This is a genomic window from Endozoicomonas elysicola, from assembly GCF_000710775.1.
Lineage (GTDB): Bacteria > Pseudomonadota > Gammaproteobacteria > Pseudomonadales > Endozoicomonadaceae > Endozoicomonas > Endozoicomonas elysicola.
In genome coordinates, this window is the sequence record NZ_JOJP01000001.1 from 697,364 (window position 1) to 721,310 (window position 23,947).

Consider the following 23,947-nt stretch of genomic DNA (forward strand, 5'->3'; position numbering starts at 1 on the left):
GGCTCATAGGTCCGTTCGTGCATGATAGTGTCTGCCTAGCTTCTTAATGGCTACTAGCCAGAGTGCTATTGCCAGGATGAAAGCACCTGCCAGCCAGGACATTGCAAGGCTGAGTGAGCCAAAAAGAGCGATGAGTATTTGCTGAAAAAATGAGCTTCCGGATTTTCCTACACGGCTGACCACAAGCTCAATAGCTGCCTTTCCTTTGTATTTTCGTTCAGCATCGAGGGGGACAAAGGTAATCTCCTTGGTGGCATCAAAGAGCGTATATTTTGCGGACTTGCCGAGGGCGTGGCAGTACATGCCAATCTGCAGACCAATCATGGGTAGGTCAATACAGCATAGGCCCATGAAATTGATCTGGGTTTTCTGAAACATCGCCAGAAGAAAAAAGGGAAGGGCTGTTGCTGTCAAAATGACGGGGGTTGCAAAGGCTGCAGCCCACCAACTGATATTTAACAGGGTTGGCGTTAGCAGCCCGCATAGCAGGCTACCAATACCGTTAATCAGCGCCACTTTCCCCATGAACATCGAGTAATCCGCCTCACTGGGATACTGTTCAACCAGCTGGCTCTTCCATGCCAATTCGACCATATTAATTGCGACGCAGTATGCCAACATCACCAGGGCGATACTGGCAAGATAGGGGCATCGAAAAAGATACCGGGCGCTGGCCATGAGTGGCAGGTTGGTGGTGGTCTGATTTTGAGAGAGAGATTCGGTTATTTTTTCCGGGGTTAATCGATAGCAGTACTCATTGAGTAACAAGATCAACAGACCAAAAATCACGAAAAGTAATGACAGTATTTTCAGGCTCTCCTGCCATCCGGAACCTGGGGTAGTGACTTCTCTTGAAACACAGTAGTAAAGTAAAGGGCCTGAAATAATGGATGCACTGCTTCCGATCATGGTGATCAGGGGATACTGTCGTGTAGCGCTTTGAGTATTATGAAAATCATTAACGGCCGTCCAGAAAAGAATGCAGATCACCGCTGACCCCCAAAGCTCGGCCAATGCAAAAAAAAGGGTGAGTGGCCAGTAGTAGAGCATGCCAACAATAAACTGGAGGTGTTCCGGAATCAGTGGAGAGAGTAAATCAAGCGCAGACGTAGGGGCGAATGCTTCAAGGTTTGGGTAAATGACAATGGAAAACAGCGGCATCCAAATAAGAAAAGGAATTATCGCTACAATAAAGAGTGTTCTTTTGCTCAGTCTATTGGCAAGAAAGCTGTATGAAATTAAAAATACAAAAGCGACAGGCATAACAACACACAGTTTGATAAAAGGAATAACTTCCGCACCAAGCCGGGTAATTAACAGGGACTCTTTCAGGTTCCAGAGTATGTCAAAGTTAAAAATACAGCAGGACATCATGGCAATTTGCAGATAAAGCATTGAGTTTGAATTGCCAGCAACATCCTTGGAAAACATTTTAGTCATATACAGCTTACTTTCCTTCCTCCCGCTCAGCATGAGGCTGACCGAGAATAGAATACCCTACTGCGGTGGCAGCAAATTGGTCTAAAAGTTCCGTTTTGCTCGGCAAAAAAATTGAACCGCAATTGCACCTTGCAAAACAGAGCTTTTATCCTCAACTTACTGCCATCCCCGCTACGGGCGCTATTCTCAGACAGCCTCCTGGCTGCTAATAATCTACCGGATCTTTCTGACCACTACTGGAAGAAGTCAGGTTTAAGACTGTTTCTATGCTGTATAAGCGAAAGCATTAGTCTCTATCGCAGAAAATCAGTAAATAAGTTCGACAGGCTGCTAGGTCCCCATTTTGGGCAGGTTACTTTATAGGCCTGAGAGCGCAGCATAAATATAGTGCAGAGAATGAGTTTCTTGTGTCTACTGATTGTATATAAAAATATTTTGATATAGGTTTTGGGTCTTGCTAAACTTCATCGTCAGAATACCCAAGTAAATGAGTCAGTGATGTCTTTTTGAGATAAAGGGCGCAGGCGGGTACGAAATGATGGAAAGGATGTCGTGCGTTGATTGAGGCTTTCGAGCAGCTGGCTATGGTGACTAAGGCCAGTGGTGATGTTCTAAGGTTACAGATCCTCCGGGTCTTAAGTACTGAGTCCCTTGGGGTGCTGGAGCTAAGTGGCGTCTTTCAAATGCGCCAGCCAGCAATGAGTCACCATTTGAAAGTATTGTCTCAAGCCGGGTTGGTTTCTACTCGTAAAGAGGGGAACACGGTTTTCTATCGACGTGCTCTGCCGCCTTCTGGTGGCGATGTAGAAGGACTGGAATGGATTGTGCGCTCAGTGTTTCAGGCCGTGGATATCTTGCCGCTGCCTGATGCGCAGTCAGAACGGTTACAAACCATTCGTCAGCAGCGATCAGAGCTCTCTCAAGCTTTCTTTGCCCGAAATACTGAAGAGTTTCGTCAGCACCAGGAATTGATAGCTGAGCACCAGCTTTATGCCGAAACGGTATCAGATCTCATTGCAGCGACGACATTTCCTGCGCTTGACCTTGCGCTTGAGCTTGGGCCCGGGGAGGGTGATTTTCTTGAGGCACTCTCTTCGGTTTTCCAATCGGTTTATGCCGTGGATAACTCAGAAAAAATGTTGAGTTATTCCCGTAAGCGAGCTGACCAGCAAGGGCTGGACAATATTAAGTTTACTCACGGTGAAATTCAGGCTCTGAGTGAAATGTCTGGAGAATTTGACTGTGTGGTTGCAAATATGGTTCTGCACCACGTACCCAGCCCGGCAGATATTTTCCACTACGCTTCAGCGTTGTTGAAACCCGGCGGTAGCCTGTTTATTAGTGAGCTTAGTCACCATGATCAGGACTGGGTGAGAGACTCTTGTGGCGACCTGTGGCTGGGTTTTAATGCCGAAGAACTGACGCAGTGGGCAGATAAAGCAGGGCTGATCAATGGTGAATCCCAGTATCTGGGATTACGGAATGGTTTTCAGATCCAGGTCAGGCGCTTCTTTCTTCCTGAATGATTGATGACCTGGATTTTTGCCGTCGCACTTTATGTTCAACGCTCCCTTTTGTTTGGAGAGCGTTGTGGTAAGTGTACGGAGTTAATTTTTAAGAGGATTATACGGCTATGTCCGAGTATTCACTGTTTACATCCGAGTCTGTATCAGAAGGTCATCCAGACAAAATTGCTGACCAGATTTCTGATGCCATTCTTGATGCCATTATTAAGGATGATCCAGATGCACGTGTTGCAGTAGAAACCATGGTGAAAACCGGCATGGTTGTTGTTGCTGGTGAAGTGCGCACCTCAACTTATGTTGATATTGAAGAGTTGGTTCGCAATGTGGTTATTAACATCGGTTATAATCACGGTGATCTTGGCTTTGATGGGGAATGCGTTGCTGTTCTGAATGCGATCGGTAAGCAGTCCCCGGACATTGCTGTTGGTGTTGATGAAACAGATGAGCGTGAGCAGGGGGCTGGTGATCAGGGACTAATGTTTGGTTATGCTACAAACGAAACTCCCGTTCTGATGCCTGCACCTATCTACTACTCCCATGAACTGGTTAAGCGTCAGGCGCAGCTGCGTAAGAATGGTGTTCTGCCCTGGTTGCGTCCAGATGCCAAAAGTCAGGTGACCATGCGCTATGACCAGAATGGCAAAGTTCAGAGTGTAGATGCTGTCGTTCTTTCTACCCAGCACTCTCCAGAAGTTTCACTGGAAGAGATTCGTCATGAAGTGCTTGAGCAGATTATCAAGCCAGTTTTCCCTGAAGGCTGGCTTCATGAAGAAACCAAGTTCCATATCAACCCGACCGGGATCTTTGTTATTGGTGGACCTGTTGGAGACTGTGGTCTGACTGGACGTAAGATTATTGTTGATACTTACGGCGGTATGGCTCGTCACGGCGGTGGTGCTTTCTCCGGTAAAGATCCTTCTAAAGTTGACCGCTCTGCAGCCTATGCCGGACGTTATGTTGCCAAAAATATTGTTGCAGCGGGGCTGGCTGATCGTTGTGAGATCCAGATTTCCTATGCAATTGGCGTATCTGAGCCCACCTCTATCTCTATCAATACTTTTGGTACTGGCAAGGTTTCAGATGAGCGCGTGGCAGAGCTGGTCCGTGAGTACTTTGATTTGCGAGCGGGCGGTCTGGTGAAAATGCTGGATCTTAAACGCCCCATCTACCAAGCAACGGCTGCTTATGGTCACTTTGGACGTGAAGAGGCTGAATTTACCTGGGAGCGGACAGATAAGGCAGAGCAGCTTCGTAAGGCTGCAGGGCTTTAATCAGTCCTGATTCAGGGGGCCGCAAAGAACTGTCTGTACTTTGTTGCCTCCTGTTCAGGCCAGCTGCCATAATTTGTCAGATTTTTGAAACTTTCATCCAGCTCATCTTGTATCATTTTTGAAATTCATGATGTAAATGGGGATACAAGGTTAGGGGAGTCATAAGTATGGACATAACGCTTTAACGTTTTTGGTAAAGGGAGTTCATCTATACTGAGCTGCAGCCCCTGTTTCGTTTTCTCTCTGTTATCCATAAGATTTTTTCGTACGGTTGAGGCACAAATCAATTTTAATGGTCGGAGGTTTTGAAGGCTTCTTGCGTTTGCTGAGGCAGGCAGATTTGAAATTTGTAGATTATGTAGAGAAATGCTGAGTTTCTCTGAGCCTGGGTGAACCCCTATGAGGAGAAGCTCGTCAACAACTCTGACCATCTCATGCCTGCATGCGTGGTGTAGAGCCTCTGATCCATTTTTCGATTTTTCCTCAGATTTAAGGTCAAGTTCAACGCCGGACGCCAGAAGCGTTAGAGCTATCTCTTCATGATTCGAACTGGTGGCCTCATCGAGGGGGGAGCGTTGATAAGCAAACAGGTTTGGATTGACTCCCCTGTTCAACAACTCATTAACGACTTTGACCATCCCATGCCTGCATGCGTAGTGTAGAGCCTCTGATCCATTTTTCGATTTTTCCTCAGATTTAAGGTCAAGTTCAAGGCTGGACACCAGAAGCGTTAGAGCTATCTCTTCATGATTCGAACTGGTGGCCTCATCGAGGGGAGAACGTTGATAAGCGAACAAGTTTGGATTGACTCCCCTGTTCAACAACTCATTAACGACTTTGGCCATCCCATGCCTGCATGCGTGGTGTAGAGCCTCTGATCCATTTTTCGATTTTTCCTCAGATTTAAGGTCAAGTTTAAGGCCGGACACCAGAAGCGTTAGAGCTATCTTTTCATGATTCGAACTGGTGGCCTCATCGAGGGGAGAACGTTGATAAGCGAGCAGGTTTGGATTGACTCCCCTATTCAACAGCTCATTAACGACTTTGGCCATCCCATACCTGCATGCGTAGTGTAGAGCCTCTGATCCATTTTTCGATTTTTCTTCAGATTTAAGGTCAAGTGCAACGCCGGACGCCAGAAGCGTTAGAGCTATCTCTTCATGATTCGAGCTGGTGGCTTCATCGAGGGGTGAACGTTGATTAGCGAACAGGTTTGGTTTGACGCCCCTGTTCAACAGCTCATTAACGACTTTAGCCATCCCATACCTGCATGCGTAGAGTAGTTCCTTTGATTCATTTTCCCATTCTTCCCGAGAGCCTGAAGGCAAGATCTTTTTATTATATTCACTTAATTTTTTAGGTGCTCCTGCCTGACCTGTCTGATGAATTGGCTCTGTCATTACTGCTTTGCCACGAGCAGGTAATAGTTTCTGTTCATCTGTAGTAATGGCGACTTGTAAGTTATGAAAGCAGCTTTCAATGGGTAACGGTTGGCTGGGCTCTATATCATTATTAGGCTCACCAGAGCCTATTACTGATTGGGCTGACTTGATCGGGGTTGTTGTGTCCATAACTTTATCGATTATTTTTAGAAATTCTTACTTTTAGTACCATTAATCTGCAATAAAGTTCCTTAATCTATATCAAAATTTATTGATATAGATTATTGCCGCTGCTAGACTTTACAGTAATTCGGATAATACGCAGAGTGGGATACAGTTTATGAGTGCTAACCCTGATTTAACTGCTGAATTTCAAGGATCTACTGAGGTACAGGACTACCGGGTGGCTGATATTTCTCTCGCGGACTGGGGAAGAAGCGAGATTCAGATTGCTGAGGGTGAAATGCCCGCATTGATGGCAATTCGGGCTAAATACCGTGATCAGCAGCCTCTGAAAGGTTCGAAAATCATGGGCTGTATCCATATGACCATTCAGACTGCTGTGTTAATTGAGACTCTGGTAGAGCTTGGGGCTGAAGTACGCTGGTCTTCCTGCAATATTTTCTCCACTCAGGATCATGCAGCTGCTGCAATTGCTGCAGCGGGTATTCCGGTATTTGCCTGGAAGGGTGAAACAGAAGAAGAGTTCTGGTGGTGCATTGAACAGACTATTTTGGATGGTGCTGGCAAGCCTTGGCATGCCAACATGGTGTTGGATGACGGAGGTGACCTGACACTGCTGCTACATGACAAGTATCCTGAACTGTTGGATAACATTCATGGTATTTCTGAAGAAACCACCACAGGTGTTCATCGCCTGCTTGAAATGCTGGAAAAAGGAACGCTTAAGGTACCGGCTATCAACGTGAATGATGCGGTCACTAAAAGTAAAAATGACAATAAATACGGTTGTCGTCACTCGCTGAACGATGCGATCAAGCGGGCCACTGACCATTTACTGGCAGGTAAAAAAGCGTTGGTTATCGGCTATGGTGATGTAGGCAAGGGTTCTGCTGCATCCCTCCGTCAGGAAGGTATGATTGTTAAAGTGACAGAAGTTGACCCTATCTGTGCCATGCAGGCTTGTATGGACGGTTTTGAGGTCGTTTCACCCTTTATCAATGGCGCGAATGATGGAACAGAAGCCTGTATTAACAAGGCACTCCTGACTACCACTGATCTCCTGGTCACGACGACGGGTAATGTGCATGTCTGCGACCGCAACATGCTTAAAGCACTGAAAAATGCTTGTGTCGTTTGTAATATTGGCCACTTTGATACTGAAATTGATACTCAGTTCATGCGGGAAAACTGGGAATGGGAAGAAGTTAAGCCTCAGGTACACAAAATTGTCCGAGATGCGTCATCCAACGATCACTTGATTCTTCTCTCTGAGGGGCGCCTAGTTAACCTTGGTAACGCTACAGGACACCCGTCGCGTATTATGGACGGCTCTTTTGCCAACCAGGTGCTGGCTCAGATCCATCTTTATGAAGCCCGGTTTGCGGATCTGCCCGCTGAGCAGAAAACTGAAAATCTGGCGGTAACATTGTTGCCGAAGAAGCTGGATGAAGAAGTTGCAGCTTACATGGTGGAAGGCTTTGGTGGTGTCATCACCCGCCTGACTCAGGATCAGGCTGACTACATCAATGTGCCTGTTGACGGCCCATTCAAAAATAACGATTACAAATATTAAAGGCTGTGCTGGCTGGTGTTTCCTCATCAGCCAGTCTCCTTTCTGCTGGTGAACACCATGGCAAATACAATAATCAATAACACCCCTATCAGCTTTGAGTTTTTCCCCACTAAAACTGAAGATGGAGCCCGAAAGCTGGAGCTGAGTGCTCTCAGCCTTGCTAAGTACCAGCCGGAGTTCTTTTCAGTCACTTATGGTGCTGGTGGTTCAACGCGGGATCGAACTCTTGAAACAGTACTATCCACCCAGAACCAGACCCTTATAGCTACGGCTCCACACCTTTCGTGCGTCGGTGACTCCCGAGAGCAGATTAAAGAACTACTGAATTTTTATCGTACTCAGGGTGTAAAGCGCATCGTTGCCCTGAGGGGGGACCTGCCATCTGGAATGGGGCGTGACAGCGGTGAGCTGCGTTATGCGAATGAGCTGGTTGAGTTTATTCGCGCGGAAACCAATGATCACTTCCATATTGAGGTCGCTGCCTATCCTGAGGTTCATCCGCAGGCTCCGAATATGGAAAAGGATCTGGAAAATTTCAAACGTAAAGTAGATGCGGGTGCAGACTCGGCGATTACCCAGTACTTTTTTAATGCGGACAGCTATTTTTACTTCCTCGAACGTACCCGCGCGTTTGGAATTGACGTTCCTGTTATCCCGGGCATTATGCCGATTACCAATTACACTCGGCTTGCCCGGTTTTCTGATGCTTGTGGTGCTGAGATTCCACGGTGGATTCGTAAGCAGCTGGAAGCCTATGGTGATGACATCACCAGTATTAAAAAGTTTGGTGAAGAGGTGGTAACTCAGCTTTGTGAAAAACTGTTGGAAGGCGGGGCTCCCGGCTTGCATTTCTACACACTTAACCAGGCTACACCCTGTCAGGGCATCTGCGATAACCTGGGTATTTCTGTTTCCTGAGATTTTTTGGAATCACAAAGCGCACAGAGAAAGACTTGTCTTTTTCTTTGTGCACTTTGTGGTCTCTGTGGTTAAACGCTTATAATTCCTCTTTCTTGCATATAAACCTCAGTACCTTCCCATGAGAAATCCCCGTATTTTTTCAGACCAGCCTCTTCAGGCCGGTAGCTCAGTCGGACTTTCAGAAAGTGCGGCCAATCATGTCGGTCGTGTTTTGCGGATGAGGCCCGATGAGCCACTGATTCTGTTCAATGGTCAGGGCGGAGCCTGGCAGGGTACTGTAGAGAGTGTCAGTAAAAAGGCGGTCACTGTTTATCTGGAATCCGTTATCGAAGGTGATGCCCAGTCTCCTTTGATTATTGAGCTTGGACAGACACTCAGTCGTGGCGAACGTATGGACTATGCCATACAGAAGGCAACGGAAGCTGGAGTGACATCAATCACTCCCCTGTGGAGTGAGCGGTGTGAGGTCAAGTTAAATGCTGACCGATTGGATAAGCGAGTCAAGCACTGGCAGCAAGTGGCCATCAGCGCCTGTGAACAATGTGGTCGTAATATAGTGCCTGTAATAAATACGCCCGTGAAACTGGAAGAGTGGTTCTCAACACGTAGCACCGAGCTTAACTTTGTTTTACATCATCGAACTCGGGAAAAGCTAAGTGGTTTTGATCAGCCAACATCTGTATCTCTTCTTATTGGCCCAGAGGGTGGCTTAACCTCTCAGGAAATTGAGCTGGCAGAGAGTCAACAGTTTAATCCTCTGGCGTTAGGTCCCCGGGTTCTAAGAACTGAAACCGCACCGGTGGTTGCCATTTCTCTGATGCAGTACCTCTGGGGAGATTATCAATAGTACTTATTTAGTGAGTATAAGTAGCGAGAGTAAATAGCTGGTCAGCTTGAACAAAAGCCCTATAATTCGCCGTCCTTTTTTGTAAGAGCCTATTGTTATGAAAGTGTCGCCTTTCAGGCTCTTTACTTATTTGGCCTTGGGCGAGCGGCACTTTTGTTCAGGGCTGTTTTGGAGTAAATCATTCATGAAGAAGGTAGCGATTAAAGCTCTGGCTGCTGCTGTTTTTGCTGCATCACTGACTGGCTGTATGGGGCAAATGGGCACCTCCGCGATGGTGACCAAAGCTAACCTGTCTGTTGTTGATAACCGTTATGGTCGTGCCGGACTGTTCATGCTGCTTAGCCCTGTGTACGGTATTGCAGCCACTGCAGACTTTTTCATTTTCAATACCATTGAGTTCTGGACCGGCACTAACCCGATCACCGGTAAGTCTCCAGCAGTCGTTGATATGCCTGTGGATGCTATCTTCAAGGTCAACCACAAGCTGGACAAGTCCATGACTGAAGTGCCTCTGGATGGTGTGGCTTCTACTTCTTTCAAACAGGTTGATGAGAATACTGTTGAAATGCAGGTGACTTATACCGATGGCCAGCAGGCCACGATGCGTGGTGAAAAGTCTGGTGAAGAAGTGAATTTCTTCATGGACGGTGAGTTTGTTGCTACCGCTCAGGTTGCTGAACTGAACGATTATGTTGCTTCCAAGCAGTCTTAATTGATTCCGTTAAAGAAAAAGGGAGCTTAGAGCTCCCTTTTTTTATGGGTTTTCGGTTTTAGACGATGGAACTATAAAAATGAAATACAGTCCAAGTTGGCTTAATATGATACTTGGAATTGATAATGCCAGAAGTTGGAGGAACATCGTCATCAGTTGTTGGGAAAATATTATCAAAATTTGAAGAAGATATTTTAGACCACATAGATACCTATCCTAGGTGGAGTGCAATTGATGGACGCTGCTATTTTGTTGATGGTCTTTCAATGGAAGGTCGGCGTAAATTCATTCCTGAATGTATTTTAGAGGATTTTAAATGCCTCGATAAATTTTCAATAAGAGCATTTGACTGCCACTCATCAAAAGAGTTGATTCATAATTCCAAACACTTTTTTGATCGTAAATTTAAGACTATTGGTCCTGAAGATAGTATTACCCTGCAGAATGATGATAAGTGTGAAGCCTTTATTGTTGGTGGCGATAGTAAGAATAATAGTGCTGAATTATTTGTCGCTGTTAATGATAGGGACCAAATGGTGGCTGGAAAGAAAATGATCCTGACTAACTCTAGTAAGAAAAGTGTTTTACCCTTTGCCAAGGAAAAGGGAGTAAGTTTTGAAAGTCGCCTGAAAGGAAAAAATATTTGGCTGAAACCCTCAGAGTCAGTTCTATTAGAGTTTGAGATAGAAAGAGATAGAAGAGTGTGGAAGGAGGTAGGAAAGAGCATATCTCACAATGTTTTTTTCGATGCTAACCCGCTGGCTCGGCAGTCAGGTCCGGTGCTCCAATATGTGGAAAACGGGAAGAGTCAGGGAGTTAACTATGAATTCGATGGCGAGTTATTTCTTCCTCTGAATGTTATTAATAGGTTATTACAGAGTAGGGTTGATGCAAGTAATGGATCATTTTCCCGGTTCGCTTTTACCAGCAGTGATGCGGAAATTAAGGAATTCCTTGAAGTTGCAAAGACTGAGTTGAAAGAGAGAGAAGCATCTGTGGCCAAGAAGGAATTTATGCTTCGATGTATAGTTTATGAGCACTTGCCAGAGCATCATACTTTGGCTGTTGCTTTCTATATTAAAGCGGACAAAGTGTATTGCTATATCCATGAGACGTTAGGGTGCAAAAGTAATCTGGGCAGGAAAATACGAAGTAAACTATTACAAACTATTCAATCCTGTTTCTCTGGTTATTCAATTATTTGCCTCATACCAAAAGAAGCGATGCAAAAGGATTTTAGTGTTTGTGGCGTTTTTGCTATTAAATTCATAAAATATATCTGCAAAAATCCTGAGGAATGGATCTCCTTGATGGAAGAGCAGGGTGTTCCGGAAAAGCAGTTAGAAACTAGACCCATTCAGGTAGAGATGTTACCTGCTGATTTATTAAAAATGTGCCAAGATGAAAAGCTTGCCTCACAAAAACAGAAAAGTTATCCGGTAGTGGGTAAAAAAAGAGGGGCAAGAACTCTTGAACAATATTGGGCTGCATATTCTGGTAGGAATCAAAGGGGCTCAAAAAGTTGTGCAGCTCTGGTGAAGTTGTGTAAATATTATTCTGAGTATATTGATCTTAAAAAGAAGGCTGAAAAAAGAAAAGTTAAGGCAGCGGGTTGTACCCAAACTTTTGTATCAAGAACTTCTGAAAAAAGGAGCTTGAGAGAATATGATAATAGTTTGTATCAACCAGGACCTAAAAAGGAAAAAATCCGGGATGCCCTTACTGGTCGAACTATATATGTGGAAAAAAGTTGAGGTAGAGCCCTGCTCTGGACTACTACCCATTAGATGTGAGATTAGTGTGTAGCCTCGAGCTTACGCGTAGAAATCACTTCCACAATTTTCTGCTCAAGAAGTAGAAGGTCAGGAATTGACGCTGGAACCTCCCTCAGGATAACTCTGTGCTTTTCCATTGGCCCTTTTTCTTCCGCCGAATTTCTCACCTCTTCACGCACCAGTGTTAATGGTTGCGGAATACCCTGTACCACCATTGCATAGAAGGGTAAGTCATCACTCTTACCGGTACGATGCATAATGGCAATGCGGTTAGTGGCAGAGAACTCTGCAAATCGTCCCCCGTTCAGCCTTTCAAAGGAAACAACCGGGATCTTGATGCCTCGCCAGAGGAGGTCACCCAGCAACCACTCCGTTTCCGGGTAGTTTTGTTCCGGGCGACTGTAGTCTTGAACAGCTGCGATGCATGCTGAAGGGATCAGCAAGGGGCGTTGCTGCATAGGTATCAGTACGGATGAAATTGGCTGATGGCTTCCGGACATGGTTTCCTCTTAATTCTGGTGCTGCGCTATTGAGGACCGCAGAGCTTCTTAAAGAAGCTCTGCTATCAGGCTGTCTCAACCGCAATCAGCTTTTCAATGGCTTCGAGTAATGGACCTTCCTGGAAAGGTTTTCCTATGTACTCATTAACACCAAGGCTGAAGGCCCGGTTGCGATGCTTCTCGCCGGTTCTGGAAGTAATCATGATGATGGGCAGATCCTGAAGCTCCGGATCATTCCTGACAGCACTGGCTACCTCGAAACCATCCATACGCGGCATTTCGATATCCAGAAGCATGATATCCGGTTTGTGCTCTGATAGGAGTGCCATTGCCTCGACTCCATCTCGTGCAGATGTGACCTCGTATCCCTGGCGAGCCAACAGTCGGCTGGTGACTTTCCGCACAGTTACAGAGTCGTCCACAACAAGCACTCTGACCGGCTGATCACTGCTATCGAGCTCATATCTTTCCACTGTGTCAGGCTTGGCTTCCTGTATGGAAATCTGATGCTTGCGGTACAGTGCCGCTGGGTCAAGGATAACCACAACCCGGCCATCACCAAGAATGGTGGCACCGTTAACCCCTGCCAGCCCGGAGAACTGAACCCCCAGACTTTTGGTAATGATTTCCCGGCTACCCACAATGGAGTCAACCTGAACTGCTATATTCTCACTGCCTCTCTGCACCAGTACGACTGGACACTGCCCGTCGCTTATTTTGGGGCTGGCAGTACCGATAAGGGCACCCATATAAATCAGCTGGTGCTCGGTACCATTGCCATAAACGAGAGGGGCTTTGTTTCTGTAACAGTCAGCAAGCATGCTGGATGACACCATGGATATGCCATCAATAGCATGCATGGGAAGTGCGTACAGGCTGTTACCGACTTCTACCATCAATGCACGATTGATGGACAGTGTAAATGGTAGCCTGAGGGAGAAGTGTGTTCCCTGTCCGACTTCAGACTTAATCTGGATACTGCCACCCAGTTGACGAACCGAGTTATTCACAACGTCCAACCCGACACCTCGACCAGAGAGGTGGGTGACGTTAGTTGCGGTGCTGAATCCGGACTTCATGATCAGCTCAATGGCTTCCTGATCTGTTATATGTCCATCCGAACTAATCAGCTTTTGCTCAACAGCCTTGGCTTTAACGGTTTCGATATTGATACCACGACCATCATCGGACAACTCAACCAAAACATCCGCACCGTCCCGGCGGATAGACAGTGAAATCTGGCCAGATTCAGGCTTACCTGATTTTCGTCGTTCTTCCAGTGTGTCTTCGATACCATGACCAATGGCATTTCGCAGCATATGCTCCAGTGGGGCCAGAATTCGCTCGAGCATGGTTCTGTCCATTTCACCCTCGGCATTACTGACCAGTAGCTCGACGGGTTTGCCTAGATCATCGGATACCTGGCGGACAATTTTGCGTAGCCTGGGGACAAGGCGGCTGAAAGACACCATCCGGGCTTTCATCAGCTTTTCCTGCAGCTCAATTTGGGTTCTGGACTGTTGCAGCAGCAGAGTTTCTGTATCCCGGGTTTTCTCCTGCAGAGCTTCACGCAGGTCCATCAGGTCAGATGCAGATTCAACCAGCGAGTGAGAAAGTTGTGACAGTTCTGAGTACTGGTCCATCTCCAGTGGGTCGAAGTCTGGATTATCATTAAAATCGCCCTGGTGACGGGAAATAATCTGGGTCTGTGTTTCTATATCAAGACGCCTTAACTGCTCCCGAACTCGCAGAATGGTTCGATTCATCTCTTCAAGCGTTCTAGTCGCATCTGCTGTCTGCTGCTCAATGCGAGAACGGCTGATGCTGGTTTCCCCAGCGAGGTTAATCAATGTCTCCAGTAGCTCCGATGGGACCCGGACCATTTCACTGGATGTTGTGTGGAGTGTGCTCCCTTCTGTATCAGCGATCGTTTGAGGGGCTACTCTGATGGTGGATACTGGATCCAGTATCAGCTCAGCACTCTGTTCAGATTGCTGTTGCGGCAGATCAGAAAGATCACTTATCCAGTCATCTTCAAATACCTCATGAGTGACAGGCTCGCTGACAGAGGTCTGTCCAAGGTAGTCTGGCAAGACTTCGATATTGGTGACTGTTGAACTATTGGAGTTCAGTCTGTTCTTCCATTGCCTGAGCTCTTCCAGCATGCGCAGAGCATCAGGCGATGATTCCCCTTTACCGAGAGTTTTCAGCGTTACTTCAATGGTGTCGTGAGTGTTCTGTATCAGTGCCAGAGGCGCATTCTCAGGCTCACAGCTGCCATTGATAATGGACTCATAGACATCTTCCAGGGCATGGCTCAGCTCTCCAAGCTCAGTGAGCTCTGCCATCATTGCTCCCCCTTTCAGGGTATGAAGGCATCGTTGAAGCTCATGAACGGGCTGTAACTCGTTTGGCGCACTTAGCCATATTTCAAGAGACTGGGCTGAGTCCTCGAGCAGTTCAAAAGCTTCTTCTATAAACAGCTTACGCAGCTCCTGGTCGGACTCGGTCTCATTGATGAAAGGAGCAAGCAGTGTGCTTTCGGCAGGTGCTATAGGACTTTCAGACCTGATCTCAGATTCTTTAAAGTTCTCGTCCGCAATTGAAGACAGTACAATTTCTTCTTCAGCATCTGAATCCAGGATGAATTCAAAGGACTCATCCTCTGAATTGTGTTCTGCCTTTTGGTCTGGAAAATCATCAGGTTCTCTTGCACTTGATGTCTGCTCAAGCAGTAGGGACTCAAGTGCCTCGCGCAGAGCGCTGAAAACTGTCTGTGGAGACTCTGGTGTTTGCTGGGAAGCAACCTGGTTCATCATTTCGACCAGAGCTTCAAAGCCATCGATAAATGGTGGTAGTAGCTGCTGGGGCAGTGTCGTTTCGTGTGTTTCCAGATAAACGCAGACATCCCGCAATACATCACAGAGCTCTGCCATGGCTGATAGTCCAGCCTCGTTGGCATTCTCGGCCAGCACCTTCAGTTCGAATTTGAACTGATCAAGTTCTTCAAGAGAGATGCTGCTAACCCATGCTTTCAGATGGCTGCTGGCATCAAGTAAAAGGTCAAGATCACTCGCCAGGAAGAGTGCTGCCTGCTGGCCTGGTGGTTGTTTTTCTGGAGAGAGTTCTGCCGTCAACTCATCTTTTAAGCTGTTGCTGAGCAGTTGGTTATGAAGTGCGTTAAGCCAGTTAAGGAAACTATCAACTTTTAGCTCCAGAGACTGAGGAGCTGTTTGAAGTTGCAGCAGTGCGTCTTCAATCAGATCAACGCCCTGTTCCAGCATGCTGATAACCTGGTTGTCAGCAGGAACCAGATGGGCGCGGATTTCCTTGATCGTTTTTTCAATGGCAGCAATCAGCTCAGCCAGGGGTGTGATTTCAGCCATAAATGCACTGCCCTTGAGAGTATGCAGCGCTCTCTGGACAGTATCACTGATCTGGATATTACCACCCAGCTGATAGGAACTTTCGATAAAGCTTTTGACAACGCTCAGATGCCCTCTGGCTTCGCTGTCAAATATTTCAAGTAGTTGCTGGTCGTATTCTGGCTCAGGATCAATGGTGATTGACACTTCTCTTGGAAGGTCGTCACTGACTGCTGCTGTTTCCACAAAACTGGCTGACTCAACGGTGTCACTGCTCTGATCTACTTCAGTCTGACTTTCCTCTATGATGTTGCCAAATAGAATCGCCGGCTCTTGAGTATCAGTCTCTTCAGGCTCATCGCGCTCAATAACAAAGCTGATACCTTTGCCAAGGGCATCCGCCTTTTCCATGCAGATGAGTACTTCAGGGGTGAGCTGTTGGCTATCAGCGGCAAAATCACGCACCAGTTCCGGTAGCATATTGATGACTTCACCCAGCAGCTCAAGCATTGGCTCAGACGTTGCGATGGCTCCATCAATCACGCTGTTAAGCATGTTTTCGATAGACCATGCGAGTTCACCAATAACCTCTGCACCAACCATACGCCCACTTCCTTTCAAAGTATGAAAGGAGCGGCGTATATCGTACATACAGGCTTCATCATTAATATTTCGATACCAAACGGGGAACTGGGCTTCGAGTTGCTGTTGAACTTCGGAGGCTTCTTCTACAAAAATTTCATGAATATCATCATCGCCATCCTCAAACGAAACACTAAAAAACGCTTCAATAGAAGGGGGTTCATTTGTGTGGAGTCGATCGTTGGAAGTTAAGTCTTCGGTGATATCATCTATTTGTAGTGTATCGTTTTCGTTTAAAGGGTGTTTGGTTGGAGAAAGATCATCATTGGATAAGGCGTCTTTAGTAAGGGAAAGACCTTCCAGAGCAGGTAAGTCATCTTCATTTAGAGAGAAATCAATACTCGGCGGTAGACTATCCACCTCTGTTTCTTGACTATCACTGGCTTTTTCGATTGGGAGAAGGCTCTCCAGTTCTGCCAGATTGATAGGAGGAGAAAAGCTTATGTCCTGCTCTTGTATTGACTCTGAAACCGGCGGCTGGCTATCGGTTGTGAATTCAATGGTCGGGCCGTAGTCGACGTCTTTTTCATGGGAATCTGTTATCGCAGCAGACGAAGATACTGGCTCATCATAACGGAACTCAATAACATCGTTTTCAGCAGCCTCTTTTTCCAGAGCTGCTCTTTCTTCATCACTGAGCAGGTGAACGGAAAACGGGTTTACTTTGGCTTTAGATTCGTTTTTCGGTGGTGTTATAGCTACTTCAGGTGTTTCTTTTGACGCTTCAAGTTTATCGAGGCTTTCCTGAGTGATATCCAGCGTTTTCTCTGAGTGTGGCGAAGCTCCACCGCTCAATTGCTCAAGGTAGTACTCGATACTGGACAGTGTATCTGCCAGTGCTTCCAGTTCATCAAGGCTGGGCTTAATGCTCTTTTCCAGCCACTGGCTTTGAATATGTTGAGAGCATCGACTAATTAATTCGGCAACCCGGTTCAGGGGAATAATGGCAAGACCGCCCTGAATGCTTTTTATCAGAGGGAGTAGTTTTGCCAAAAACTCCTGGTTGTGCTGGCTGCCCAGATAGTCAACAACAGTTCCTTTAGCTTGCTCAAGGTTTTCACGAGCCTCATGGATTACTGTTTGATGAATATCATTCATCTGAGCTGATATAGAAGGTTGATCGGTTACAGGGCGGCTGAAGCCCATAAATTGATTCAGTCCTGCTTCAACTTCGAGCAACTGGGCTGCGGTATTGATTAGAGTATCATTAATTTGATCGGGAGTTTGCTCACTGCTTAGAATCGCTTTCAGGTGCTCTGACTCTTTTTGCATGATGCCTTGCAATTTATCGAGGCCAAGCATGCATAGCGTGTCAGAAATTTGCTGACAGGTTGCTAATTGTTCCTGAATTCTGGTCTTGTTGACCTCAGGGTTAAGCAGGTAAAGGTCCAGAGCATCTTTAACATGAGCAAGTTCTTCTTTAATGGCTTTTACCACTGGGGCAGCTGCATCAAAGCTGATTAGACTGACGTCCTGAGGCTCAGATTCAAGAGCCTTGTCCAGTGAATAGCGTCGTTTTAATGAGAGAATCAGTGAGTTGTCACTGTTTGCTTTACCAATACGGTACAGAATCTCCCGCAATAACTCTTCTTGCGGTGGAGTATTCAGGCGCTTGGTTTCTTCATTAGCCAGGCATTTCAACTCATGATCCATCTCACGAAGTATCGTAATGGCATGGTTGTCAATGGCAATGGAGCCTTCTTTAAGTCCTTCAGAGAAAGCGGTGGTGGCATCCCATAGAGGCGATATTGGTGAGTCCCAGCAAAGGTTTTGCAGCTTGGCGAATATCTTGCCAATGATAGCCAGTTGCTGTTCCCGTTGACTATCCCTGAGGACTCCGGCCAGACAGAGCTGATACTTTTGACGTATTTTTCGTACCAAAGGTGCAAAGCCATTACTTTGCAGTTTATCCAGCTGTGCTTCTGAAATCGGTGCTATCGTATGAACGATACTGGGTGTAAAAAAATCAATATCCGATAACGCCCGCTGCCCACGCAGCTGTCGCATTTCACTGAGCAGGTTCTTCAGCAGGCTAGGCGTGTCCTTGCCTGACCTTGATGTGTGGGCAAGGTAGCCCGGAAGCTGGAGCATTCCCTGAATAAGCACGACAAGTTGTTCTTGGGCACTTTCAACCGGAGTGCTTTTCAAACTGTCCAATAACAGCAGAATTTCCCGGGTGAGTAGCCGTGCGCCTTTCTGCTTTAAAATTTTCAGGGTGCTGTGAATCTGCTGGATTTTTGTACGACAGTTATCCAGAAGTGTTAAGTCATCTCGTGAGTCAGCATACTGTTCAAGGTCCAGGCGGGCTTCAGTGAGTGTGCTGTCAATCTCTCCGATAACCCAGTCCAGGCCGATGTAATCACGCTGTTCAATCATCCCTGGCTCCTGTTATCGCTCTCTTTATCAAGAGGGCCTGAACGGTGGGCATCATGCTTGTTCTCATGCTCTCGTCTCTTACGGAGTCAGGATTCTGTGGTTTCAGGTAGCTTGAAGCCAGTAACTGACTGTCTCATCTCCATTGCCATGCCGGCCAGATCACCGATAGATTGAGCGGTAGCCTTGGTTCCTGAAGAGGTCTGGATAGAAATATCCCGGATTGCCACCATGCGACTGGAGATCTGGGATGCGGACTGAGACTGGACCTTGGCCGTTTCAGAAATGTTCCGGATCAGTCCTGCCAGGCTGTTGGATACCTGTTCGATCTCTTCCAGAGCAACACCTGCATCCTGTGCAAGGCGTGCACCATGTACCACTTCCGAAGTGGTCTGTTCCATGGAAATAACCGCTTCATTGGTATCGGTCTGGATGGTAGATACCAGGGCTTCGACCTGCTTGGTCGCTGCAGACACCCGCTCTGCAAGGCGTTGTACCTCATCAGCAACCACAGCGAAACCACGACCTGCTTCACCGGCCATGGATGCCTGAATAGCAGCATTTAGAGAGAGGATGTTGGTTTGGTCAGCAATTTCGTTGATCAGGGAGATAATGTCTCCGATCTCTTGAGATGATTCACCCAGACGCTTGAGACGCTTTGACGTATCCTGAATCTGCTCACGGATAGTGGTCATGCCATCAATAGTATTTCGTACCACCAGACCACCGTTGGCAGCAATCTGTACGGAGCGCTCGGCAACGTCTGCAGACCCGGATGCCTCACTGGATACCTGGTCAATGGACTTCGTCATCTCGTTAACTGACTGGGTAGTTGCGCCAATTTCCTGTGCCTGATGGTCGGAAGCTTCGGCAAGCAGGCGTGCTGTTGCCTGTGTTTCCTGAGCGGCTGCATCTACTTTTACTGCAGTCTGGTTGATGGTGTTAACCAAGGCTCGCAGTTGTTCGATAGAGAAGTTGATGGAGTCTGCAATAGCTCCGGTAAAATCTTCGGTTACACTGGCTTTAACCGTCAGGTCACCGTCTGCAAGATCTGCCATTTCATCAAGCAGTCGCAGAATCGCTTTCTGGTTTGCCGCATTCTGGGCTTCAGTTGCTTCACTCTCAGTTTTGGTTTCTTCAAGTCGACGGCGGGTATCAAGAATAATGGACATTGCTGTTAACAAGACGAACAGCAGTGAGAGCCCACCGGAAATCATAATCGCCAGTTCTAACGTTTTCTGTTCAACGGTGGACGCAGATAGGGTGTCTGCCAGTACCGAGGTTTGCTGCAGCAGCTGCTGTGAGTCAGTAAAAATGGTATCGGATGCTGCACGTACCTGGAAAAGCTCTGGAGAGGTTTCCAGGATTTCGTCCACGCTGCCATCGACAAATTCAAACAGATCAGAAATTTCCATCAGGCGGTCGATGGCTTCATCATCCGTGACCTGACTGATGCGCATGGCAATGTTGCCTTCAAGCATACCGTCCAGTACTCGGCCAAAGAGTTTGGCATCACGACCAAAACTGTCTGCTGCCATGATGGAGTCTTCTCCACCTTCGAGAACCTTGGCAACGCTTCGGATGATGCGTTCTGCCAGCCAGGGCTGGCGCTGAGCCATGGCAATCTGGTCAGAAGGTGCATTGTTCTCAAGCAAAATTTCTACGACTTCATCGTATTCAATCTGCAACTGGGGAATCGTTTCACTCAGTGTCAGGGCAACATCATGCAGTGACAGTACGGTGTCCTGAGCTGAGAGAATACTATCGGCCTCAACTTTCATTTCAGACCAGGCTGATCCCAGGGCCTCGATCTGCTGGGAGGCAGGGCTGTTGGCGGTATCAACAAAAGGCAATACGGAGAGCTTGGCATTATTCAATTCACCGATGTACTGGCCAAACATGGAAGTCGCTTCTTTGAGCAGGGGAAAGGCTTCTTCTTTACCAGAAGCCGCTTCCGAGGCGTTCTTGGCAATCTGCTGGGAAAGAACCCGAAGCTCACCAGCATTGGTTTCATGGGCATGAAGTAGCTGAGACTGTTGATCGTTATAGATAAACGCACCAGTCATGACTGACAGAGACAGCACCAGCATAGTGATCGAAGCGATCGTGGCTCTGTTAGCCTTGCTTCCCTGTCCCCTTTTCGCTTGATTGCCTTTCATCGTTTATTCCCCGATTTCTAACTTGAAATCAAAATCCTGTTTATTCGCTGGCGGCTTTAAGAAAATTATCACTGGTCACGAGGCTATCAACACTGAAAACGACATAGTGTTGATCTTTGGTGTATGAGCCCCGGGTAAATGGGTGAACGCTTTCTGGCAGAGATGCCGGGATTTCGTCAGAGTAGCTATTGGTTGCAAACTGCAGCATGCCTCGAACTTCATCGACAATCAGGCCTACAGAAAGGTCTTTCTTTTCGATGACAAGTATCCGGTTGTTCTGGTTCGGTTTGCTTGGGCTTTGGCTGCCCGGTCCGCCGCTCAGGAACTCTCCCAGGCTGACTATGGGTATCAGTCGCCCCCTGACATTTGCTATTCCTTTGACCCAGCGCTTAACGCCCGGTAGAGGGGTTGTCTGAGGAACCGGAAGAATTTCAGAAATTGAGCCGATCTGTACCATATAGTGCTGACTATTCAGCAGGAAGCTGACACCCTGCCAGTAGTCCAAGTCTGTTTGTTCTTCAGGTGTTGGCGCACTATACAGGGAAACACTCTGCTCAAGTGCTTCAAGATAGTCAAATGGATGAGTGGAGTTCGTCATTTTACTCCTTTCCTTCATGGATCCCTTTGAACGTCAAAGTCAGGAACGTGAGACAACGTTGTAAACCAGAGTTGATCTAACTCAGGCAGCTACATCACTCAGGACTTCGTTGAGGGTTTCCAGCAGGAGGTTTTCCTTTATGGGCTTGGTTAAATAATTCTTTGCACCCTGGCGCATACCCCAGACACGATCAGTTTCCTGATCTTTAGTGGTTACGATAATCACTGGAATATGAACAGTACTACCATCTTTAGAGAGCTGACGGGTGGCTTGGAAACCGTTCAAACCCGGCATGACAATGTCCATTAACACGGCGTCAGGCTGCTCTTCCTTGCAGAGGGCAACACCATCAGCACCGTTGTCGGCGGTCAGTACTGTGTGACCATGCTTCTCAAGCATTGCGCTCAGTTGGTACAGTTCGGTTGGTGAGTCGTCAACAATCAATACCTTAGCCATAAATCCCCCGGTGTTGCCGGCCTTTTGTAATTAACAGTGCAGTAATACAGGCCGGCACCTAATTTGGTTACTTGCTTTAAATTATTTCCTGGTGTCCTTGTGACAACCCCAGAATATAGAGATGCAGACAAGGGCTTTCCATTCAAGGTTGCTTAAACGGCCAGAGCATAGCCAGGGCAGTGGTCTCGAATTGCTCCAAATAGTTCATCGCGACTGAATGGTTTGGTCAGATAGTAATCTGAACCGGCTATCCGCCCTCTGGCACGATCAAACAGCCCATCCTTACTGGATAGCATGATGACAGGAATCTGTTTAAATGCACTATTGTTCTTAATGAGCGCGCAGGTTTGATAGCCATCCAGGCGGGGCATCATGATATCGACAAATATGATGTCTGGTTCGGACTCTGCAATTTTTGCCAATGCATCAAAGCCATCGGTGGCGGTGACCACCTGGCAGCCCGCTTTTTTCAGAAGAGTTTCAGCAGTCCGACGTATCGTCTTGCTGTCATCAATGATCATGACCTTAAGGTCTTTCTCGCCACCTTGCATGTTTTTCCCCTGGCAACCCACAGAAGAAGCGAAAACGGTTCGCTGCCATTCTTTCTTTTCGATCCGATCTCAATGGCTTAATTCTGTTTCAACCGGATATCTGGATCGCTTATTATGCTTTTTTATCATAAGTTGGTCATTGCTGACCAGAAGTGCGAGTGTCACAAATCATGATTTTGCCAACCAGCCATTAAAGTACTCTCAGGAAATGGCGATGTATCTTCATAATAAATCTCAGTTTGAAAGATACAGGGACACTCATGAATCGCTTTCCATTTCTGATGACCGGCTTATTTACAGGTCTTTTTGCATGGAATACTGAAGTGGCTGCTGAAGCTTTGGAAGAAGCACTTGGCAGTGCCTTGCTTTCACATCCCCAGGCAAAAGTAGCCCTTAATCGTTTAAAAGCTGAGCAGGAAACCATCAGTGCGGCGGCCGCTGACTTCTGGCCAACGCTCGATATTGCTGCAGGTATTGGCGGACAGAACAAAGATGTGCCTGATGGATCAAATGATCAGATTGACGAAAAGAGTTTTACTCGACAGGAAGCGTCTTTTTCTGTCAAACAGAACCTCTTTGCAGGCTTTAATACCTGGAATAGTGTAAAAGGCGCCAGGAAAGGGAGTGAGGCTGAGCAGTGGCGTCTCTATTCAACGCTAGAGGACCTTGCCCTGCAGGTGATTAACGTTTATCTGAAAGTGCTTGAGCGCCGTGACCTGGTTGAGCTGGCAGAAGAAAATCTGGAAATTCACAATGAGATTTTTGATCAAATCGAGCGGCGAGCTCGTCAGGGAGTGGCTCGAAGCTCTGACTTAATTCAAGTCGAGGGTCGGCGTGCCAGGGCCAATGCGAACCTGATTAATGCCCGAAATAATCTGATGGACTCTGAAAGTGAATACAGGGCTCTGGTTGGTCGCAGTCCAGATGGTCTTGAATTTCCCGGTTTCGAGCATTTGGAGCTGCCTGAGGACTTAAACAAAGCGATCAAAAATAGTTGGCAGGATCACCCGAATCTCAAAGCAGCTGAGCTTGATGTTGAGTCATCAGAGTACGCATATTCTTCCCGTAAAAGCAGTTATCTTCCGTCGCTGGATGCTGAGCTAGATCAGAGCTGGAAACGGAATGCGGATGGTCAGCTGGGTGATTATCGAGATACCGTAGCCATGGTACGACTCCGTTACAACCTGTTCCGAGGTGGTGGTGACAAGGCTCGATTGATGGAGAGCGCCTATCAGGCAGAGGAAAGCCGGTCTCAGAAAGCGAGAGTCATGAGAGATATAGAAGAAAGAATGCGTATCTCCTGGGCTGCGCTTCAATTCACCGGGGAACAGAGGGAGTATTTATTGCTCCACGAAGAGGCCAGCCGTGAAACGGTTGCAGCCTATCGCGAGCAATTTAATATTGGTAAAAGAACTTTGCTGGATTTGCTGGACAGTGAAAATGAACTGTTTCAGTCCAGTAACAGCTTAACTTCTGCGGTATATCAGGAAACTTATGCCCGTTATCGGGTTCTGGCGGCAGTTGGCAAGTTACTTGAGAATATGGGGTTTACTCTTCCGGAGAATTGGCAGTTAGATGATTAAACGCTTTTAGCTATCTCAATATTTGCATTACATCCACTCATTAACCGGGTTGGGTGGCTTTTTGCTTTTTTAGCCTTTCTCAAGAGGTTG

16 protein-coding genes are annotated in these 23,947 nt (G+C 47.0%); 8 read left to right on the plus strand and 8 right to left on the minus strand.

From position 1 onward, the window contains the following. Positions 1-3: 3 nt before the first annotated feature. Entirely contained in the window at positions 4-1,440 is a 1,437-nt protein-coding gene (locus GV64_RS02975) for an Npt1/Npt2 family nucleotide transporter (protein WP_020584651.1), read from the minus strand. 557 nt (positions 1,441-1,997) lie between these two features. Here GV64_RS02975 and GV64_RS02980 point away from each other — a divergent pair. Continuing rightward, complete coding sequence (locus GV64_RS02980; protein ID WP_020584650.1) at positions 1,998-2,966, plus strand: ArsR/SmtB family transcription factor; 969 nt, start codon at positions 1,998-2,000, stop codon at positions 2,964-2,966. Between the two features lie 107 nt (positions 2,967-3,073). Beyond that, a complete protein-coding gene (gene metK, locus GV64_RS02985) occupies positions 3,074-4,237 on the plus strand; it encodes a methionine adenosyltransferase (RefSeq protein ID WP_020584649.1) in 1,164 nt (387 codons plus the stop codon). A 125-nt stretch (positions 4,238-4,362) separates the two neighbouring features. Here the strand turns inward: metK and GV64_RS02990 are convergent, their stop codons facing one another. After that, positions 4,363-5,637: an ankyrin repeat domain-containing protein gene (locus GV64_RS02990; protein ID WP_160171761.1), complete on the minus strand. Its 1,275-nt coding sequence runs from the start codon at positions 5,635-5,637 to the stop codon at positions 4,363-4,365. Positions 5,638-5,959: 322 nt separating this feature from the next. Here GV64_RS02990 and ahcY point away from each other — a divergent pair, with 322 nt between their 5' ends. The 5 genes from ahcY to GV64_RS03015 all read left to right on the plus strand — a co-directional run bounded on the left by ahcY (position 5,960) and on the right by GV64_RS03015 (position 11,609). After that, the gene (ahcY, locus tag GV64_RS02995; protein WP_020584646.1) at positions 5,960-7,375 is read left to right on the plus strand and encodes an adenosylhomocysteinase; all 1,416 of its coding nucleotides are present in this window, start codon (positions 5,960-5,962) and stop codon (positions 7,373-7,375) included. Between the two features lie 57 nt (positions 7,376-7,432). After that, on the plus strand, positions 7,433-8,293 hold the full coding sequence (metF, locus tag GV64_RS03000) for a methylenetetrahydrofolate reductase [NAD(P)H] (protein WP_034844536.1): 861 nt from the start codon (positions 7,433-7,435) through the stop codon (positions 8,291-8,293). 121 nt (positions 8,294-8,414) lie between these two features. Further along, positions 8,415-9,143 (plus strand): 16S rRNA (uracil(1498)-N(3))-methyltransferase, encoded by a 729-nt coding sequence (locus GV64_RS03005; protein WP_020584644.1) that lies wholly within the window; start codon positions 8,415-8,417, stop codon positions 9,141-9,143. Between the two features lie 184 nt (positions 9,144-9,327). Beyond that, positions 9,328-9,855 carry a DUF3332 domain-containing protein gene (locus GV64_RS03010; protein WP_020584643.1) on the plus strand — a complete coding sequence of 176 codons (528 nt, stop codon included), beginning with the start codon at positions 9,328-9,330 and terminating at the stop codon, positions 9,853-9,855. Between the two features lie 125 nt (positions 9,856-9,980). Then, entirely contained in the window at positions 9,981-11,609 is a 1,629-nt protein-coding gene (locus GV64_RS03015) for a hypothetical protein (protein ID WP_020584642.1), read from the plus strand. A gap of 41 nt (positions 11,610-11,650) precedes the next feature. On the opposite strand, the gene GV64_RS03020 is transcribed toward GV64_RS03015, so the two are convergent. The 6 genes from GV64_RS03020 to pilG form a co-directional block, all read right to left on the minus strand. Next, positions 11,651-12,130, minus strand: a complete 480-nt coding sequence (locus tag GV64_RS03020) for a chemotaxis protein CheW (protein WP_020584641.1) — start codon at positions 12,128-12,130, stop codon at positions 11,651-11,653. A 65-nt stretch (positions 12,131-12,195) separates the two neighbouring features. Continuing rightward, complete coding sequence (locus tag GV64_RS03025) at positions 12,196-18,513, minus strand: hybrid sensor histidine kinase/response regulator (RefSeq protein WP_020584640.1); 6,318 nt, start codon at positions 18,511-18,513, stop codon at positions 12,196-12,198. An 86-nt stretch (positions 18,514-18,599) separates the two neighbouring features. Next, positions 18,600-20,576, minus strand: a complete 1,977-nt coding sequence (locus GV64_RS03030; RefSeq protein ID WP_407919925.1) for a methyl-accepting chemotaxis protein — start codon at positions 20,574-20,576, stop codon at positions 18,600-18,602. Positions 20,577-20,709: 133 nt separating this feature from the next. Further along, positions 20,710-21,267 (minus strand): chemotaxis protein CheW, encoded by a 558-nt coding sequence (locus tag GV64_RS03035; RefSeq protein WP_020584638.1) that lies wholly within the window; start codon positions 21,265-21,267, stop codon positions 20,710-20,712. A gap of 81 nt (positions 21,268-21,348) precedes the next feature. Further along, positions 21,349-21,723, minus strand: coding sequence for a twitching motility response regulator PilH (pilH, locus tag GV64_RS03040; RefSeq protein WP_020584637.1), 375 nt, complete (start codon positions 21,721-21,723; stop codon positions 21,349-21,351). Between the two features lie 152 nt (positions 21,724-21,875). After that, positions 21,876-22,274: a twitching motility response regulator PilG gene (gene pilG, locus GV64_RS03045; RefSeq protein WP_020584636.1), complete on the minus strand. Its 399-nt coding sequence runs from the start codon at positions 22,272-22,274 to the stop codon at positions 21,876-21,878. Positions 22,275-22,534: 260 nt separating this feature from the next. Here pilG and GV64_RS03050 point away from each other — a divergent pair, with 260 nt between their 5' ends. Beyond that, positions 22,535-23,857: a TolC family outer membrane protein gene (locus GV64_RS03050; protein ID WP_020584635.1), complete on the plus strand. Its 1,323-nt coding sequence runs from the start codon at positions 22,535-22,537 to the stop codon at positions 23,855-23,857. Positions 23,858-23,947: the final 90 nt, after the last annotated feature.